Raw genomic sequence first — 15,431 nt, 5'->3', positions numbered from 1 at the left:
TCCTGCAAATTTTTGTGCAGTGCGCCCGAACTATATGTTTTTTCGATCTGTTCATTTCGGTGTAATTGAGAAAAAAACTCACCGCAATGCGTTTTAAGGAGCAATCTGGAGCGGTTTTCTGTAAGAAAACCCATTCTACCAAACGTTGAGCGGGTGGTTTCTCCCCATTGTAAACAGGCGCTTTTTCGGAATTCGCTGAACCATGCTCATTTAAATGGTCTGGATTTGCCAAATGCCCAGCTTAGCTAATAGTTTGACATTTACGCGCCCCTCGCCCATGGAGAGACGGCGTTTGACCAGAGTTATTCCCAGCGACTTCAGGAGACCATGAGCGAGTTATCCCCCACCGATCCTGCAATGCTTGAGGCCTATCTGGAGTTCCTGATAGCCGCTGGCGTGGATTGCCCACTGGATGACGAACCTGTTGATCGCTATGCCCAATCGGCACAGCAGCTGAGCCAGCGCGCAGCAAGCACCCGAGAGCCGCACCCGAGTACACCGGGCAACCAGCAGCCTTCCGGACGCATTTATGCCCCTGTTCAGCAAGCGCGGGAGGCAGCCGCCAACCAAGATATGCGCGCAGCGGCCAAGGCCATTCTCGACCGAACCAAGCGCAGCTCCGATGCCCCCGCAAGTGGCCCGAATGCTCAAGTTTCTGCAGTTATTCCAGATCATAAGGTGGTCAGCTCGGCGCGAGAAGCTGCTGCAAGCGCCAAGACGCTGGATGAACTCAAAGATATCCTCGCGCGCTTTGACGGCTGCAACCTGAAACAGACCGCCAAGAACCTCGTTTTTTCTGACGGTAATCCTCATGCGCGCATCATGATGATCGGTGAGGCTCCCGGCCGGGATGAGGACCTTCAGGGCGTGCCTTTTGTTGGACGCTCCGGACAGTTGCTGGACCGTATCATGGCGGCTGCTGGCATGGACCGTTCGCAGGTTTACGTTGGCAACGTGGTGCCGTGGCGACCACCGGGGAACCGCACGCCAACGCCGCAGGAAACAGAGATCTGCCGACCCTTCATTCAAAGGCAAATTGAGCTTGTAAATCCGAGCATTGTGGTTTTCCTCGGTGCCGCTTCCGCTCAAAGCCTTGCGGGGGCACGAGACGGCATTCGCAAACTGCGCGGCCGCTGGATGACCTATGATCAGGGCGGCATCGAGCGGCAGGCCATTGCGACCTTCCACCCGGCCTATCTGTTGCGAAACCCGATCGAAAAACGGTTTGTCTGGCGGGACATGCTGGCGATCAAGAGCGCGTTCACGCAGCTTTAGCCCCCTCAAGTTATCCCCCTCGCGTTCATGCAGGCCATCGGGTTGCGCCCGTTTGCGTGCCCTGAAGTTATTCCCCTATCCGGAAAAAATCGATATTTCGCTTTCTATCAGGGGGTAACGGGAACTGCAGGCTTGCAGCAACCCATGGGCTGGCCCACTTAACATTGGGGAATAAGGCACGTACGCGGTTTGCGTTGATCGTGCGTTGGTTTGAATAAAACGAGTAGATTTTAAGAGGAAACGCCGTGTTGAAGAAGCTGCGCAAATTACTTCCGGGAAAATGGGGTCAATCCAAACCAGTTATCCCCGTCGTGCGGCTTCATGGTGCAATAGGCATCTCATCTCCTCTGCGTCCCGGCCTGACACTGGCGAGTGCGGCTGGTCCGTTGGAGACCGCTTTCAAGATGAAGGAGGCTCCTGCCGTTGCTCTGTCCATCAACTCTCCGGGCGGCTCGCCCGTTCAGTCGAACCTCATCTTCAAGCGCATCCGTGCGCTGGCTGAGGAGCATGAAAAAGACGTTCTGGTGTTTGTGGAAGATGTGGCGGCCTCCGGCGGCTACATGATCGCCCTGGCGGGGGACGACATTTACGTGGACCCGTCCTCCATTGTCGGGTCGATTGGCGTCGTCTCAGCCGGTTTCGGGTACACTGGCCTAATTGAGAAGCTTGGCGTCGAGCGCCGCGTCTACACCGCTGGCGAAAAGAAGGTCACGCTTGATCCATTTGCCCCTGAGAACAAGGGCGATATCGAGCACCTGAAGTCCTTGCAAAAGGAAATTCATGAGGTCTTCATCGACATGGTGAAGAGCCGCCGTGGCGACGTGCTGGCAGATGATCCGGACCTGTTCTCAGGTCTATTCTGGACGGGTGCCAAGGCACAGGACCTTGGTTTGGTCGACGGGATCAGCGATGTGCGCAGCACCATCAAGGAGCGTTACGGCAAAGACACAGAGCTGAAACTGATCGATGGGAAGCGGAAATTATTTGGGCGTCTTCTTGCGCAATCCCAAATCGCGCCCTACCTTGGGAGCGTAGAGGGTCTTCCCGAGACGACCATATCCGTGATGGAAGAAAAAGCGCTCTGGGCGCGATATGGTCTGTGAAGCTGTCCTGCGAGGGCCCCTTAACGACTTGAGGAGTCCCTTGGTATGACCGAAGTACTTGGTAGCATTGCGTTGTTGGCTGGTGGTGTATTGCTTTACAAAACCGTAAAGCGGGAAATGGAACGCTTCCAGGAAACAATGGCGCAACCAGTCTATGCCAAGGCACGCAAGGTTCGACCAGACGCATCCTACACCCGTCTGGTTCAGGACCCAGTGACCGGCAAGTACCGCCCGATCGACTGAGGCTTTCCCAAAAGTCGTTATGTATAAACGTTCAGGCGTGCGGGTTTCCGCGCGCCTTTGTTTTTTGAACGGCCAAGTGCTTCTGTCCGTTCCAGCCCTTTCGCCTCACCGCTCAAGATTGGCGCTCCACGCGCATTACCTCTTGCTAAAACGGGGTGTTAGGCATAGCTGCGCTTGACCTTCGCGTTTTGTCGTGGCACCAGTCCAGCCAACAGTTTTTTGCGTGTTCTGCGCGCCCCACGTTTTCACAGCGACTTTAGGAAGCTCTCGAAATGTCTCGCGACGATGTTCCAGCTCACATGCAGCCAACCAAGTCTTTTCAGGGTCTGCTTCTGACCCTGCAACAGTTCTGGGCCGACAAGGGTTGCGTTATTCTGCAGCCTTACGACATGGAAGTTGGCGCAGGCACATTTCATCCGGGAACCACCCTGCGCTCTCTTGGTCCGCGCCCTTGGAAAGCTGCTTACGTTCAGCCCTCTCGTCGCCCAACTGATGGCCGGTACGGTGAAAACCCAAACCGCCTGCAACACTACTACCAATTTCAGGTGATCCTGAAGCCTTCCCCGGAGAACCTTCAGGAGCTGTATCTGGAGTCTCTGCGGGCCATTGGCATCGATACAGATTTGCATGACGTGCGTTTCGTGGAAGATGACTGGGAAAGCCCAACCCTTGGCGCTTGGGGCCTTGGCTGGGAGTGCTGGTGTGACGGTATGGAAGTTTCCCAGTTCACTTACTTCCAGCAGGTTGCCGGTTTTGAGTGCAACCCGGTTTCCGGTGAGCTGACCTACGGCCTTGAGCGCATCGCCATGTATGTTCAGGGCGTCGACAACGTTTACGACCTTAACTTCAATGGCCGTGAAGGCGACGAAAAGGTCACTTATGGTGACGTGTTCCTGCAAGCAGAGCAGGAATACTCCCGGCACAACTTCGAGCATGCAGACACTGAAATGCTGTTCCGCCACTTCAAAGACCACGAGGACGAGTGCAAGCGTCTTCTGGAAGCAGGCCAGAAGGCCATGGAAGAAGCGGGCGATGGCCTCTACAAAATGGTTCTGCCAGCCTACGACCAAGCCATCAAAGCTTCTCACGTATTTAACTTGCTGGATGCGCGCGGCGTGATCTCCGTGACCGAGCGCCAAAGCTACATCCTGCGGGTACGCGAACTTTCCCGCGCTTGTGGTGCTGCCTTTTTGCAGACCGAAGCGGGCGGCGTCGGTTACAAAGGCTGAGCCCTACGCGACACGTGAACAGAGTTCAAAGCCGATCCTGTTGGGTCGGCTTTTTCTTTGCTATGGCCTTGCGAGAACCGGCACCCAGCCTATCTGAGGCCTAACCATATTTTTCCTGAAGGCCCTGCCCGTGCTGTTCACCATTCTGGCATTGATTGCCTCGCCTCTTCTCATTTTCCATAGCGGTGGCTGGAGGAAGGTGTTTCCCGCCTTCTTTTTTGTATTACTCATGCTTTTTGGAGGGGTGTGGTATGGCGCGCCCTGGTTCTTGCCAGCAGCGGCCATCGCAGCGATTTTTTACGCTGTGTGCGGCGTGATCTGGATCCCACTGGCAAAGCTGCATCCTTCTCCCACCTATCGCATCTTCAACGACTACGCGCTGACTTTCTCCGTAGCGGTGATTACTGTTTGGGCGGTATGGCCGCGTGACCCCGCCCTCGATCTGGCCAAGTTTGAGGCGCTTGCAGGAAATGGAGCGCCCAAACTGGTTGCAGTGAATGATGCTGTGACGGCTGAGGGCATTTCCAGCGTCTGCGCCGTGCCACCGGGCTTGCTGGAGACGGCTATTCATGACGAAGACCGCAAGCTGCTGTTGGCGACCCGGCTGGTGCCTTCGGGCCCTAGCGCTGGCTTTCTAACGTTTCACGATGGTGTCGGCACCATGCTGTCGCGCATGATGTTTCCGGTTGCCACTGGCGCTGTGCGCTGGAAAGCAAGCCTTGAAGCCATTCAGGAGAGCGGTCGTCTGTGCGCTCCCATCGAGCAGTTCTCCGTATTGGCAACGCCCATGAGCGACCATTTGATGATCGCGCTGCCGGAGTAAAAACGGCGGCCAATGGCCGCCGCTGGTTTGATCGCAGGATCACAGATCGAACGTCTTCTTCAAGTGCTCTGCGTAGCGGGCAGCATCGCTCGCATAGTCTGCGTTCTTTACGACGTCATGGCTGGAGAACAACGGCAGCACCTCAAACCCGCAGTATTCGTGGGACTTGATGATTGGAAGAAGCATGTCTTCCATGCTCTTGCCGCGGTAGAAGCCCTCTTCATCACCAAAGTTCTCCTTTGGTGAATTCCAAGTGGTGGAGAGCATCAGTTTCTTGCCCTGCATCATGCCACCTGAGCCGTATGGACCATCGGTGAAGCCGAAGAAGTCGCCAAACCGGTAGACTTCGTCCAGATACAGCTTCATGGCAGATGGCGGCATGAACCAATAGATCGGGTACTGATAGATGACCACATCCGCCGCCTTGAACTTGGCGATTTCCTCATCGACGTCGTAGCCTTCCTCGATGATCGTGGTGGTTACTTCATACTTGGTAGAGAGCATTTCCACGGCCATATCAAACAGGCCACGGTTAAACTGACCGCCAGAAAAAGCCTTGGTTTCAGTGCCCAGAATGATCAGTGCTTTTTGCATTGCTACCTCGTCCTTCAAGTGGGTTGCGTAAGGTGTTGGCACTGGGGTATCATCGGTGGTACATACTGTAAACCAGTACATTTTTTTGTACCACCTAGCGAAAGGCAGCTTATGCACAACAGCGAAGACGGACATATGGCGGTTTGCCTTGAGCCTTGCCCGATCGAGAAGGCCATGCGGGTGATTGGGGGAAAGTGGCGCGCGTCGCTGCTCTGGCATTTGAAGGACGGTCCAGTGCGCTTCAACGAACTCTGCCGCATCTTGGGCGGGGCCACCAAAACCATGATCGACAAATGCCTGAAGGATCTTGAAGCCCACGGGCTCGTCAAACGCGAGGTCCAGTGCGAGCGTCCAATCGCCGTGACCTATGAGATCACCGAGTATGGCCGCACCACCTTGGCTTTCCTAGATGAGTTGCGGCGCTGGTCTGAAGAGACCATGAAAGAACAAGAAGCCGCCTGAACTCACGCCTAACCGCTACTGTGAGCCGCGCGCCCGCGCAAAGCTCAAGTCGCGCTTGCGTTTGACCAAATAAAACTATAAAACTAGTTTTATCGAATCGTAAGGAGCCAGCATGGAATGGGATCAAGCAGCAGCAGGCTTTGCCGCCATGGGATCGGAAGCGCGGCTTCAAGTGCTGCGCGCGCTCGTGCGTGCAGGTGACCGTGGCATGACCGTGAGCGAAATTCAGGAGAAGACGGGCATCGCACCGTCGACCCTTGCGCATCACCTGAAGACGATGGGGGACGCGGGGTTGATTTCGCAGCAGAAGGCGGGACGCTCTGTTATCAACACGGCAGCTTTTGACCATCTGAACCGGCTTGCGAACTTCATCTTGAGCGAATGCTGTGCGGATGTGCGGCCCAAGGCGGTGAATGATGACTGAAGCAACAAGCTGCTGCACGCCAGCGCGCCCACATTGGACCGCACGCCTCAAGGTGTTGCAGTCGCCCATCACGGTGATTGTGCTCATCTTCGCGGGCGTTGCGCTGCTGGACCCGGCGCGACTGGGCGAGACCGCCCTGTTTGCGGCCAACGCCCTTCTCAACACCCTGCCCTTTATCGTTTTTGCCGTGCTGCTGATTGCCTATCTGAAGGCAGCAGGTGCTGAGGCGATGATTGCCAGTGCCTTCAAGGGACACGAAACACGCATGATCCTGCTGGCGGCCGCCTTTGGCGGGCTGGCCCCGTTCTGCTCTTGCGAAGTGATCCCTTTTATCGCGGGCCTTCTTGCCCTCGGCGCGCCGCTCTCTGCCGTCATGGCGTTTTGGCTGTCATCACCGCTGATTGACCCACCGACGCTTTTGATTACGGCGGCGGCACTGGGCTGGCCGTTTGCCATTGCCAAGGCTGTGTCTGCTGTGGCGCTGGGGCTGTTCGGCGGGTTTGCCGTGAAGGCCCTGATGAAGCACGGCGCGTTTGCTGCCCCCTTGCGCAAGGCGTCTACATCAAGCTGTGGCTGTGGCCCCTCCCCCTTTGATGGACGTCCGGCATGGGCGTTCTGGGGTGAAGAAAGCCGCCGCACTGTGTTCCGCTCTGAGTTTGCCAGCAACGGCTGGTTCCTGTTGAAGTGGTTGGCGCTGGCCTATGCGCTGGAAGCCATGCTGGTGACCTACGTTCCGGCCCAGATGATTGCCAGCGTTGTGGGCGGAGATGGCATTGTGCCCATTGCCACGGCTGCACTTGTGGGCATGCCGGCCTACCTGAACAGCTATGTGGCCCCGGCGCTGCTGGCGGGCCTGATGGAACAGGGCATGAGTGCGGGGGCCGCGCTGGCCTTTCTGGTGGCAGGTGCCGTGAGCTCCATCCCGGCCATGGCGGCGGTCTGGTCGCTGGTCAAGCCGCATGTTTTCGGCGTTTATCTCGGCCTTGGCGTGTTTGGTGCCATCCTCTCCGGGATCCTTTTCCAAATGATGATGCCGGTCTCCTGACCGGCATTTTCTCTTCACAAAAACCAAAAGGCTTGTTTCCGCTCCCCCAAAGAGCGGCGTGCCCCTTGCTGTGCTGATCTCATGAAAACGACAAGACAACTCCCCATGCTGAAAGACCGAGCGATCATCTTGCTCGCCATTGGCCAGACCCTTGGCTGGGCCGGGCTCTACTACACTTTTCCGGCGTTGATCTTGCGCTGGGAGCACGCCTTTGGCTGGAGCAAGGCGGACCTGACCGGCGCCATCACGCTGGCAGTCCTGATTTCCGCGGTGTTCTCTCCGCTGGCTGGCCGCGTGATCGACCGGGGCTATGGCACCCAGATGATGGGCGGGTCTGCGGTGCTGGGTGGCATGGGCCTGATTGCGCTGGCGCAGGTGACCACCCTTTGGCAGTTCTATGGGGCGTGGGCGGTGATGGGCGTTGCCATGGCGGGCTGCCTCTACGAGCCCTGCTTCGCCATTTTGAACCGGGCACGGGGCATGAACGCCAAGAAGGGCATCATCTCCATTACGCTGGCTGCAGGTTTTGCCAGCACCCTTTGTTTTCCGGTGATGTATGCCATTTCCGAGACCTATGGCTGGGAAAACGCCGTGCTGTTTGCTGCGGGGCTGGTCATCTTCGTTGTCGCGCCGCTGTTGTGGCTGGGGGCGCGCATGCTGGAGGCAGAAGGCATGGAAGAAGTCGAGGCGCACGCGCAGGAAGCGGCGACGGGCACCTATGACTTCCTGAAAGGCTCTGTCTTCTGGTTTCTGGCCATCGGCTTTTCGTTGGGCGCGGTGCTGCACGGGGCAACCTTGCACCACCTGCTGCCGATCCTGGACAGCAAGGGCGTCTCCGCCGAGTTTGCAATTCTGATCGCTTCGCTGATTGGGCCCATGCAGGTGGCTGGGCGGATCATCATCATGATGTTTGAGCGGCACCTTTCGTTGAATGCGGTGGTGAGCGGGGCGTTCTTGTTCATGTGCGCGGCGATTGTGCTGTTGCTGATCTCCGCTGGTGCGCCATGGCTTTTGGTCGGATTTGTGCTTCTGTTTGGTGGCGCTTATGGCACCACTAGCATTACGAGACCGCTGACCACGCGGGCCATTCTGGGCGGGAAAAATATTGGCTCCAAGTCAGGCGCGCTGGCCATGCCGTATCTGATCGGCTCAGCCTCAGCACCCTACCTTGGCTCGCTCCTTTGGGGAGCAGGCGGTTATGACCTGATGCTGTCCGCTCTGGTGGTTTCCGGCCTTGCTGGCCTTGTGCTTTACACCGCAGCCTATCGCGCTTCCCAGCGGGGCGCGGGCACCATTGGGAAACCAACTACACAGCCAAGTTAAGGCTCTGGCAAGGGCAGATGACGAACAGTGCTGGTGCCTTCGCCCCAAATTGGCATATGATCACCTCCGAAACTGGCGGGCAAGTACCTCTGCGTCACCCTGAGGGAACGCGCTTGCCAGACCCTGCGAATTGAAAAACAACAAGAAACCGCAGAAAAGCCCAAGCCGGTGCGCTGGCAAACGGGCTGACCGGAGACACTCCAATGAGTCATCCAGAATACAACGTGCTCTTTCTATGTACCGGCAATGCCGCCCGCTCCTTGATGGCGGAGGTCATTCTCAACACAGGAGGGCGCGGGTGGTTCCATGCTTTCTCGGCGGGTTCGCACCCCATGGAGCAAGCACACCCCATGGCGATTGAGTTGCTCGACAAGCTTGACCTGCCCACTGGCGGCCTGCGCCCCAAAAGCTGGGATGAGTTCGCCAAGCCGGACGCGCCGAAGATGGATTTCGTTTTCACCGTATGCGATGCAGCTGCCGGTGAAACCTGCCCCATTTGGCCCGGTGCGCCCATGAGCATTCACTGGGGGGTGCCAGACCCGAAAATCGTTGAGGGAACGGAGGCGGAAAAGCGCCTTGCCTTCAGCGAAGCCTATCGGATGCTGAACAACCGCATTTCCTTGTTCCTGAGCTTGCCAATTGCCTCTCTTGACGAGATGACCCTGCGCAATCAGCTGCAAGAAATTGGCGAGACGCAGTAAGGCCTCTGGCCACGGAACTGGAAGGCGCTAGTTACAAACCTGATTGGCGGAGGAGCGCGCCATTGCCCTTCAAGGGGCAGGTGGGCGTGCAACGGAACAGCTTTGCGAGGCTCTATGTACAGACCAATCTTCTCACTCTGCCTGCTCGGTGCGGCCTTCATTGCGAGCAGCATTCCCCACCTTGCCAACGCCCAAGACCGAAGCGTGAATGAGGAACGCATCTCTTTTCAGCAAGGGGCGTTTGGGGCGGAAATCCGAGGCACCATAAAGGGCGCGGAGATCAAGGATTACCTGATTGGTGTTGAAGGCGGGCAAATCCTCACCGTCACCATGAAAAGTGACAGTGCTGCCAGTTACTTCAACGTGATACCGCCCAGCGAAAGCGACGCGGCCACGTTCATCGGCTCCACCAGCGGCGAAAGATACAGAGGGCTCTTGGCCGAGGGCGGCGACTACACCATCCGCGTCTACATGATGCGCAGTGCTGCCCGTCGGGATGAAGAGGCGAACTATGCCATTGACGTGGCCGTGAGATCAGAAGGCGTGAGCGCGCAAGGGCCCGGTGCCACTGATGCGCTGATCCCCAACACCCTGTTTCATGCACGCGGTGAGCTGAGGTGTGCCATTGCGACTGTACCGGACGTCAACAGATGCTCCTTCGGGGTGATCCGCCGCGGCGAAGGTTCAGCAACAATTGTGGTGACCAAGCCCGACCTGACCACGCGCGGCTTGTATTTTGAGAAAGGCAACTTCACCCGCGCCGATGACTTCAACCCCATGAACGCAGAGGAAGTGCGGCAAGCCACCCGCGAAGGCGATGAAACCATTGTCCAACTCGGGCAAGACCGGTTTGTGGTCTATGATGCGATCCTGTTTGGTGGCTAAAGAGCCTGCTTGACAGGCTTGCTCATGAAAATGCGGTTGCCTTCCGACCCCGTGACCTGCCAGCCCAGACGCTCGTAAATGGCCACGTTGTCTGGCATCAAACGATGGGTCGTCAAATCGATGCTGTCCGCGCCGAGCTGCGCTGCATGCGCCTCGACCGTAGCCACGAGTGCGCGTGCAAGCCCCTGCCCCGCCGCTTCCGGCCTGACCGCCAGATTGGCAATATGCACCACGCCTTCATGTTGCCCGGCAACAATGCCCGCCATGATGTTGCCTTCGTGCCGGACGACCCAGACAAGGCGCTCTGCAATGTCTTCTGCCAGCCCATCGGCAACCGGCGGCAAATCATCCACGATGCCGAGATACCGGGCATAGGCTGCAAGGACGCAGGCCCTCAAGCCTTCCGCATCTTCTGGTGTGGCGCGCACTATTTCAGGCACACTGTTCCCTTTCTGGTTACTGCGACAGGTATGCTGCTGGAAATGAAGCGCGCTTGCAATCTCGCCAAACCTGAAAGCTGTGCGGAATGGGCGAACCGCGCTAGTCGAACAGCGGGCCGCCGAACATGCGCACTGCCCTGTACATGGCATGGCGGCGGATGTAGGGCACCTTCAGAACCTCCATGGCTTCCAGAAAGATGTCATCGGCCTGCTTGCGCGTGGGCTTTTCGGGGCCGTTTGGCCCTCGGATCACGCCAAATTCGTAGAGATAATCATGAACCACCGCAGCTTTGGCATGAAGGCCACCTGGAGAAATGAGCCAACGGAACGGGCGTGGCACGGAGGCCAAATCCGTCTCGAACCCCATGGGCACCAGCACATACCGCGGTCCATCCTCGCTGCCCAGATAATACCGGAAAGAGCAGAGCAGCTGATACATGCCCGCGCCATCCTTCTCGCGTTGCAGAACACGGATATCAAGTGGATCTGTGAAACTGGACATGGGCTGGGCATCCCCTTTGCTCGGCACCAAAGCAGAAATGACTCGCTCAAGAATAGCTGCATGATGAACAAGATGCCCGTTTAAAGTGTTGTTGTTCCGAGAATTTGCGGTGCCGCAAGCACCGATCAGGCCCCAATATCCGCCAGATATCCAGCTGTTCAGCTGTTCGCTGTGGGTGATAGCTCACGACAGGCGGCTGCCCTCGTGAATCTCACCGGTAAAACACTGCAAAGGGGTGACTTTTCTCTCATTCGTTGCTAGGCACTAGCCCAACGTGTTTTGCAATTTGACGATCAGTTAAAGGCGTAATTTTCCGATGCCCGATCTTCTCCTCGAACTCTTCAGCGAGGAAATCCCTGCCCGTATGCAGCGACGTGCCGCTGAAGACCTGAAATCACTGGTGACCAACGCTCTTGTTGATGCTGGCCTGACCTATGAAGGTGCCAAGGCGTTTGTGACGCCGCGCCGTCTGGCCCTGCAGGTGGCGGGTTTGCCTACCGGCTCTCAGGCAACGCGCGAAGAGCGCAAGGGTCCACGTGTGGGCGCACCGGAAAAGGCACTTGAAGGGTTCCTGCGTGGTGCGGGCCTTGCCTCCATTGAAGAGGCGCAGGTGCAGAGCGACCCGAAAAAGGGTGAGTTCTACGTTGCCGTGATTGAAAAGCCGGGCCGCGACACCACCGACATCGTGGCGGACGTGATGCCGGGCATCATCCGCAACTTCCCATGGCCGAAGTCTCAGCGCTGGGGTACAGGCAGCCTGAAGTGGGTGCGCCCGCTGCATTCCATCGTGTGTACCTTTGGACCGGAAACGGAAGAGCCTGAAGTGATCCCCTTCGAGGTGGATGGCATCAAGTCTGGCAACATGACCAAGGGCCACCGTTTCATGGCACCTGAGGCGTTTGAAGTGCGCCGTCTTGAGGACTACCAGAGCAAGCTGGAAGCTCACAAGGTGGTGCTGGATACGGAACGGCGCAAGGACATGATCCTGCACGATGCCAAGAACGCTGCGACCGCGCTTGGCCTTGAGCTGGTTGAAGATGCGGGCCTTCTGGAAGAAGTGGCGGGCCTGAACGAGTGGCCTTCGGTGCTCATCGGTTCCTTTGAGGAAGACTTCCTTGAAATTCCAGATGAAGCGGTTCAGCTGACCATCAAGGTGAACCAGAAGAATTTCGTGCTTCGCGATCCCAAGAGCGGCAAGCTTTCCAACAAGTTTGCGCTGACCACCAACATTGAAGCCAGCGATGGCGGCAAGAAGATCATTGCTGGTAACGAGAAGGTGGTGCGGGCACGCTTGTCTGACGCCAAGTTCTTCTGGGATACAGACCTGAAGACCAAGCTGGAAAGCAACCTGACCAAGCTGGAAGACATCGTGTTCCACGAGAAGCTTGGCACCGTTGCAGCGCGCACCCAGCGTCTGGAACGCCTTTCCGCTGAAATCGCACCGCTTGTTGGTGCGGACGTGGACAAGGCGCGCCGCGCGGCAAAGCTGGCAAAGGCTGACCTTGTTTCTGCAATGGTCTACGAGTTCCCTGAGTTGCAGGGTTTGATGGGCCGTTATTACGCCGAAGCACAGGGCGAAGATGCCGCTGTTTCTCAGGCAATCGAGGACCACTACAAGCCAGCAGGTGCTGCGGATGACGTGCCGACCGGCCCGGTTTCAATTGCTGTGGCACTGGCGGACAAGATCGACATCCTCACCGGCTTCTGGGCCATTGACGAAAAGCCGACCGGCTCCAAAGACCCTTACGCCCTGCGCCGTGCCGCGCTCGGTGTGATCCGTCTTGTGCTGGACAATGACCTGCGCCTGCCACTGCGCGACGTGCTGGTGCAGAGCCTGCGCCGGAACCTTGCTGATGTTGCAGCTGCACGCGGTGAAGGCGCCCTGAAGGACCTGCCATTCATTGGCAAGGGCGAAGCGGGCGAAAGTGTTGTAAAGGACATCTTCGCTCTGGTTTCCAAGGCTGCTGACACGGTGCTCGACAAGATCTCCGACAAGGTGCCTGAAACCCCGCTGGAAAGCGGCTTGATTGATGATCTGCTCGGCTTCTTCGCGGACCGCCTGAAGGTGGTTCTAAAGGACAAGGGCGTTCGCCATGACCTGATTGATGCGGTGTTTGCCCTGGGCGATCAGGACGACGTGGCGCTGATCGTGAAGCGCACGGAAGCACTGGGTGAGCTGCTGGGCTCTGAAGATGGTGTGAACCTGCTTGCAGGCTACAAGCGGGCAGCAAACATTCTGCGTGCGGAAGAAAAGAAGGACGGCGCGCCTGTAGAGGGCGACCCATCTGACGCGCTTCTTTCCGAGAAGGCTGAAATTGAACTGACAGGTGCAATCAACACCGCCATCAAGGAAGTTGCGCCGCTGGTTGCAGCAGAAGACTATTCTGGGGCGATGGCCGCATTGGCCAAGCTGCGCGGCCCGGTGGATGCGTTCTTTGTAGACATTCACGTGAACGCGGAGGACGCAGAGGTGCGCCAGAACCGCCTGCGCATTCTCTCGCAGATCCGCAGTGCCATGCATCAGGTTGCCGACTTCTCCAAGATCTCCGGCTGAGCCTGATCCACACCACCAAGATGACAGAAAGGCCCGCGCGTTTGTTCGCTGCGGGCCTTTTCTTTTGGGTACACGGTTAGCGTGGCAAGGCTTCTTGCAGCTCCACGTCGCTGCTGAGCTTGTGCTTGAGCCACTTGTGGAACTGCAACACGCTCTTGTTTCGCAGCGCTCCGTGACGGGTGACGAACCAATAGGCGATACCCGTTGGAACGCGGTGGCGGAACGGCGCCACCAAGAGGCCTGAATGGAGCGCATCTGCCGCCAGCGTGTCCCACCCCAGGAACACCCCCTGCCCGCCAATGACCGCCTCCAGACACAGGGATGAGTTGGAATAAGCTGTGCCCTGAGAGATGATGGAGGACTTGAGGCCCAACGGCTCCAGCCATGTGTCCCACGTGAACTGGGAGTGCATGTCTCTGACAATGGGCATACGCGCCAGATCAGAAGGATCCTTGAGCTGCTCGGCAAGGGATGGGCTGCAGACGGGAAAGATATAGTGATTGCAAAGCTTGTCCGCTGTCACATCGCCCTCAACCTTCTTGGTGACGCGAATGCCCACATCTACATCAGAGGTGTTGAGATCGACGATCTTTTCGCTCGCTTCAACACGCAGGCGGATTTCCGGATGCTGCGTGACGAAATCATTGAGGCGCTTAACCAGCCATTTTTCCGTAAAGACGGGTGCAGCGGAAATGGTGAGCGTTTCCTCCCGGTCCCGATCTGCCAGTGCAATGGCCTCTGAAAGGCGATGCATGCCAGCGGTAAGCCCCTCGCAGATGAGGGCTCCGCTGTCTGTGAGCACGAGCCCACCGCCCGGTTTGCGCGTGAAGATGGTGCGGCCGAGCTGCTCTTCCGTTCGGTGAATTAGCTGGCTTATGGCACCGCTGGTGACGCCCATTTCTTCGGCGGCCGCCTTAAGGCTACCTAAACGGCCGACGGCTTCGACTGCCCTGAGGCCCGACAAACTGACTTGATTGAGGTTTCGCATATAGCGCCGCTAAAGTGGTGTTCAGAAATCAGAGATGGCGCGAGCTTAATTGTGTTCTCATATTGATGCCATTACAAACAAAAATAAATGAGACCCCCAATGACAAAATTGTTCAAGACACTCTCGCAGGCCCTTGGCGGCAATCGGGCCGTCTCGCAGAAGTCGAAGCCAGCCCAGCGGGCAGGCTACTGCGACAACCCACTTTCGCATCCGCAGCTGCGTCAGATGACGCGCCACCAGCTGGATGACGTTTACATCGATCCGCGCAACATCGGGTCGTGAGCGAGTGCGCCGGTTCCCATTCCTCCACCGGCGCACTCGACGACATCCTTAGTACGGAATGCCAACCTTCCTGTAGAGGAAGTGCAAGAGCCATGCAGGACCAATCAAAAGGAACTGCACATCCTTGAAAAAGGATGGCTTTTTGCCTTCGATCTTGTGGCCGATGAACTGGCCAACCCAAGCCACAACAAAGACGATCAGAGCCGTTTGCCATAGCGGCAGGCTGAAGCTGTAGCTGGCGTTGATCCAGAGGCACAGCGCCGCAATGGCTGCCATGCCAACGGCCAAGGTGACGGACAGCGTTAGATAATACAGCACGGCAAGGCCAAGCACGATGGTGCACCAATTGAGATATGGCACACCCTGAAACACTGCGGGCACCGGCAGGCTCCACAGCAGCGCTGTGACCGTCCAAACGATGACCGGAACGCAAATCCAGTGAATGAGCTTGTTGTGGCCGTTCTGATGACTGTCGCCATATTCGGCAAGCAGGCGGTCGATGCGCCGCCGGCTGGTATCTGAAACTCCCATGTTTCCCTCCCAGTTTACATGGAGGTC

Annotated in this window: 18 protein-coding genes; 13 read left to right on the top strand and 5 right to left on the bottom strand. The window is 57.6% G+C overall.

The annotated features are described in order from the left end of the window. Positions 1-327: 327 nt before the first annotated feature. The 5 genes from Q3Y58_RS05880 to Q3Y58_RS05860 all read left to right on the top strand — a co-directional run bounded on the left by Q3Y58_RS05880 (position 328) and on the right by Q3Y58_RS05860 (position 4,673). Positions 328-1,275, top strand: coding sequence for a uracil-DNA glycosylase (locus tag Q3Y58_RS05880; protein WP_319621455.1), 948 nt, complete (start codon positions 328-330; stop codon positions 1,273-1,275). 245 nt (positions 1,276-1,520) lie between these two features. Then, positions 1,521-2,378, top strand: coding sequence for a S49 family peptidase (locus Q3Y58_RS05875; protein WP_274219391.1), 858 nt, complete (start codon positions 1,521-1,523; stop codon positions 2,376-2,378). A 45-nt stretch (positions 2,379-2,423) separates the two neighbouring features. Continuing rightward, a complete protein-coding gene (locus Q3Y58_RS05870) occupies positions 2,424-2,621 on the top strand; it encodes a hypothetical protein (protein ID WP_274219392.1) in 198 nt (65 codons plus the stop codon). A 299-nt stretch (positions 2,622-2,920) separates the two neighbouring features. After that, positions 2,921-3,850, top strand: coding sequence for a glycine--tRNA ligase subunit alpha (locus Q3Y58_RS05865; RefSeq protein WP_274219582.1), 930 nt, complete (start codon positions 2,921-2,923; stop codon positions 3,848-3,850). Positions 3,851-4,079: 229 nt separating this feature from the next. Next, complete coding sequence (locus Q3Y58_RS05860) at positions 4,080-4,673, top strand: hypothetical protein (RefSeq protein WP_319621454.1); 594 nt, start codon at positions 4,080-4,082, stop codon at positions 4,671-4,673. 39 nt (positions 4,674-4,712) lie between these two features. Here Q3Y58_RS05860 and Q3Y58_RS05855 read toward each other — a convergent pair whose 3' ends face one another. After that, positions 4,713-5,267: an NAD(P)H-dependent oxidoreductase gene (locus tag Q3Y58_RS05855; protein WP_319621453.1), complete on the bottom strand. Its 555-nt coding sequence runs from the start codon at positions 5,265-5,267 to the stop codon at positions 4,713-4,715. A gap of 111 nt (positions 5,268-5,378) precedes the next feature. Between Q3Y58_RS05855 and Q3Y58_RS05850 the strand changes: the two genes are divergently transcribed. The 6 genes from Q3Y58_RS05850 (at position 5,379) to Q3Y58_RS05825 (ending at position 10,107) form a co-directional block, all read left to right on the top strand. Continuing rightward, positions 5,379-5,729, top strand: coding sequence for a winged helix-turn-helix transcriptional regulator (locus Q3Y58_RS05850; protein WP_274219395.1), 351 nt, complete (start codon positions 5,379-5,381; stop codon positions 5,727-5,729). Between the two features lie 112 nt (positions 5,730-5,841). Beyond that, positions 5,842-6,153, top strand: coding sequence for an ArsR/SmtB family transcription factor (locus Q3Y58_RS05845; protein WP_274219396.1), 312 nt, complete (start codon positions 5,842-5,844; stop codon positions 6,151-6,153). Next, a complete protein-coding gene (locus tag Q3Y58_RS05840) occupies positions 6,146-7,198 on the top strand; it encodes a permease (protein WP_319621452.1) in 1,053 nt (350 codons plus the stop codon). The genes Q3Y58_RS05845 and Q3Y58_RS05840 overlap by 8 nt, the downstream gene beginning before the upstream one ends. A 105-nt stretch (positions 7,199-7,303) precedes the next feature. Next, positions 7,304-8,521 carry an MFS transporter gene (locus Q3Y58_RS05835; RefSeq protein ID WP_319621450.1) on the top strand — a complete coding sequence of 406 codons (1,218 nt, stop codon included), beginning with the start codon at positions 7,304-7,306 and terminating at the stop codon, positions 8,519-8,521. Positions 8,522-8,724: 203 nt separating this feature from the next. Continuing rightward, the gene (locus tag Q3Y58_RS05830) at positions 8,725-9,222 is read left to right on the top strand and encodes an arsenate reductase ArsC (protein WP_319621449.1); all 498 of its coding nucleotides are present in this window, start codon (positions 8,725-8,727) and stop codon (positions 9,220-9,222) included. Positions 9,223-9,336: 114 nt separating this feature from the next. After that, the gene (locus Q3Y58_RS05825; protein WP_319621448.1) at positions 9,337-10,107 is read left to right on the top strand and encodes a hypothetical protein; all 771 of its coding nucleotides are present in this window, start codon (positions 9,337-9,339) and stop codon (positions 10,105-10,107) included. On the opposite strand, the gene Q3Y58_RS05820 is transcribed toward Q3Y58_RS05825, so the two are convergent. Continuing rightward, entirely contained in the window at positions 10,104-10,547 is a 444-nt protein-coding gene (locus Q3Y58_RS05820; protein WP_319621447.1) for a GNAT family N-acetyltransferase, read from the bottom strand. The genes Q3Y58_RS05825 and Q3Y58_RS05820 overlap by 4 nt on opposite strands. Positions 10,548-10,647: 100 nt before the next feature. Then, on the bottom strand, positions 10,648-11,049 hold the full coding sequence (locus tag Q3Y58_RS05815; RefSeq protein ID WP_274219402.1) for a DUF1353 domain-containing protein: 402 nt from the start codon (positions 11,047-11,049) through the stop codon (positions 10,648-10,650). 316 nt (positions 11,050-11,365) lie between these two features. Here Q3Y58_RS05815 and glyS point away from each other — a divergent pair, with 316 nt between their 5' ends. Further along, complete coding sequence (glyS, locus tag Q3Y58_RS05810; RefSeq protein ID WP_319621446.1) at positions 11,366-13,603, top strand: glycine--tRNA ligase subunit beta; 2,238 nt, start codon at positions 11,366-11,368, stop codon at positions 13,601-13,603. A 76-nt stretch (positions 13,604-13,679) separates the two neighbouring features. On the opposite strand, the gene Q3Y58_RS05805 is transcribed toward glyS, so the two are convergent. Then, on the bottom strand, positions 13,680-14,591 hold the full coding sequence (locus tag Q3Y58_RS05805) for a LysR substrate-binding domain-containing protein (protein WP_319621445.1): 912 nt from the start codon (positions 14,589-14,591) through the stop codon (positions 13,680-13,682). Between the two features lie 99 nt (positions 14,592-14,690). On the opposite strand from Q3Y58_RS05805, the gene Q3Y58_RS05800 reads away from it, so the two are divergent. After that, positions 14,691-14,873 carry a hypothetical protein gene (locus Q3Y58_RS05800; protein WP_319621444.1) on the top strand — a complete coding sequence of 61 codons (183 nt, stop codon included), beginning with the start codon at positions 14,691-14,693 and terminating at the stop codon, positions 14,871-14,873. Between the two features lie 48 nt (positions 14,874-14,921). On the opposite strand, the gene Q3Y58_RS05795 is transcribed toward Q3Y58_RS05800, so the two are convergent. Then, positions 14,922-15,404: an Mpo1 family 2-hydroxy fatty acid dioxygenase gene (locus Q3Y58_RS05795; RefSeq protein ID WP_274219406.1), complete on the bottom strand. Its 483-nt coding sequence runs from the start codon at positions 15,402-15,404 to the stop codon at positions 14,922-14,924. Between the last annotated feature and the right edge of the window lie 27 nt (positions 15,405-15,431).

Source organism: Nesiotobacter zosterae, assembly GCF_033843645.1.
Taxonomy (GTDB): Bacteria; Pseudomonadota; Alphaproteobacteria; order Rhizobiales; family Stappiaceae; genus Pseudovibrio; species Pseudovibrio zosterae.
The sequence above is the reverse complement of the archived record's forward strand: the minus strand, read 5'-3'. Positions and strand labels throughout refer to the sequence as shown.

Coding starts and splice junctions, on each gene's coding strand:
- Q3Y58_RS05880 (WP_319621455.1), top strand. CDS start 328: ATGAGCGAGTTATCCCCCACCGATCCTGCAATGCTTGAGGCCTATCTG.
- Q3Y58_RS05860 (WP_319621454.1), top strand. CDS start 4,080: ATGCTTTTTGGAGGGGTGTGGTATGGCGCGCCCTGGTTCTTGCCAGCA.
- Q3Y58_RS05805 (WP_319621445.1), bottom strand. CDS start 14,591: ATGCGAAACCTCAATCAAGTCAGTTTGTCGGGCCTCAGGGCAGTCGAA.
- Q3Y58_RS05830 (WP_319621449.1), top strand. CDS start 8,725: ATGAGTCATCCAGAATACAACGTGCTCTTTCTATGTACCGGCAATGCC.
- Q3Y58_RS05865 (WP_274219582.1), top strand. CDS start 2,921: ATGCAGCCAACCAAGTCTTTTCAGGGTCTGCTTCTGACCCTGCAACAG.
- Q3Y58_RS05845 (WP_274219396.1), top strand. CDS start 5,842: ATGGAATGGGATCAAGCAGCAGCAGGCTTTGCCGCCATGGGATCGGAA.
- glyS (WP_319621446.1), top strand. CDS start 11,366: ATGCCCGATCTTCTCCTCGAACTCTTCAGCGAGGAAATCCCTGCCCGT.
- Q3Y58_RS05850 (WP_274219395.1), top strand. CDS start 5,379: ATGCACAACAGCGAAGACGGACATATGGCGGTTTGCCTTGAGCCTTGC.
- Q3Y58_RS05795 (WP_274219406.1), bottom strand. CDS start 15,404: ATGGGAGTTTCAGATACCAGCCGGCGGCGCATCGACCGCCTGCTTGCC.
- Q3Y58_RS05800 (WP_319621444.1), top strand. CDS start 14,691: ATGACAAAATTGTTCAAGACACTCTCGCAGGCCCTTGGCGGCAATCGG.
- Q3Y58_RS05835 (WP_319621450.1), top strand. CDS start 7,304: ATGCTGAAAGACCGAGCGATCATCTTGCTCGCCATTGGCCAGACCCTT.
- Q3Y58_RS05855 (WP_319621453.1), bottom strand. CDS start 5,267: ATGCAAAAAGCACTGATCATTCTGGGCACTGAAACCAAGGCTTTTTCT.
- Q3Y58_RS05825 (WP_319621448.1), top strand. CDS start 9,337: ATGTACAGACCAATCTTCTCACTCTGCCTGCTCGGTGCGGCCTTCATT.
- Q3Y58_RS05815 (WP_274219402.1), bottom strand. CDS start 11,049: ATGTCCAGTTTCACAGATCCACTTGATATCCGTGTTCTGCAACGCGAG.
- Q3Y58_RS05840 (WP_319621452.1), top strand. CDS start 6,146: ATGACTGAAGCAACAAGCTGCTGCACGCCAGCGCGCCCACATTGGACC.
- Q3Y58_RS05870 (WP_274219392.1), top strand. CDS start 2,424: ATGACCGAAGTACTTGGTAGCATTGCGTTGTTGGCTGGTGGTGTATTG.